The 1,105-nt window shown below is 73.5% G+C and carries 2 protein-coding genes; both read right to left on the reverse strand.

Annotation, left to right across the window (positions count from 1 at the left end; translation table 11 throughout):
• A partial coding sequence (locus GT042_RS05545) for a GntR family transcriptional regulator (protein ID WP_161307576.1) occupies nt 1-396 on the reverse strand: 396 nt, incomplete at its 3' end.
• A gap of 91 nt (nt 397-487) precedes the next feature.
• On the reverse strand, nt 488-1,105 hold a 618-nt coding region (locus GT042_RS05550; RefSeq protein ID WP_161307577.1), incomplete at its 5' end, for an SDR family oxidoreductase.

Below are 1,105 nucleotides of genomic sequence, written 5' to 3' on the forward strand. Positions count from 1 at the left end.
CAGCTCCGCGAGGTCGGCGTCGGTGCGGCGCCGGGCCGCCAGCCGTACGGCGGCCGGCTCGATGATCCCGCGCACCTCGCCGAGGTTGCGGAGCAGGCCGAGGTCGGCGTCCGAGCTGGTGCCGCCCGCGAACTGCCAGCGCAGCACGTCCGCGTCGAGCAGGTTCCAGTCGGCGCGTGCCCTGACGAACGTCCCCCGTTTCTGGCGCGCGTCGACCATCCCCTTGGCGGCGAGCACCTTCAGCGATTCGCGCAGCGCGGTCAGACTGACGTCCAACTCGCTCTGCAACGCCACGAGATCGAGTGTCGCCCCCTCGGGAATCTCCCCGCTGAGCACCCGGCGCGCAAGAGTCTCCACGGTCTGGCCGTGCACTCCGCGGCGCGCGTATGGCGTCATGTCGTTATGCCTTTCTGCTGGTCGGTCGGGTCCGGCGGTGGGGTGGTGTCCTCGGGCCTGTCCGGCGGACAGGCCCGGCGGGCGCCGGCGGTCAGGCCGACGCCTTCACCACACTCCAGCCGCCGTCCACGAGCAGGCTCGATCCGGTGATGTACGAGGCTTCCTCGGCGGCCAGGAAGGCGACCGCGGCGGCGACCTCCTCCGGTCTGCCGAAGCGGCGGGCCGCTGTCTCGGCGACGCTGCGCTCCCGGTCCTCCGCCGGCACCCGGTCCCACGCGGCGGTGAGGATCGGTCCCGGCAGGACCGCGTTGACCCGCACCTCGGGGCCGTACTCCACGGCGAGCTGTCCGCACAGCGAGAGCAGCGCGCCCTTGGAAGCGGCGTACGCGGGGTGGCCCGGGATGCCCTTGTGGGCGTGGACCGAGGAGGTCAGGACCACGGCGCCGCGCTGCTCGCGCAGGTCGGGCAGGACGGCCCGGAAGCCGAGGAACCCGCCGGTGAGGTTGACGGCGAGCTGTCGTTCCCAGGAGGCGAGGGTCATCGTGTGGGCGGGCGCGACATCGACGGTGTAGGCGTTGCTGACGAGCACGCCGACCGGGCCGAAGGTGTGCGCGACGGCCACGATCCGGTCCCAGTCGCCCGGGCCGGAGACATCGGCCGTGACGAACGCGGCGCGTCCGCCGGCCGTACGGATGCCGGCCGCGACGGC

The sequence above is a fragment of the Streptomyces sp. SID3212 genome, assembly GCF_009865405.1.
In the GTDB taxonomy this organism is placed as follows: Bacteria; Actinomycetota; Actinomycetes; order Streptomycetales; family Streptomycetaceae; genus Streptomyces.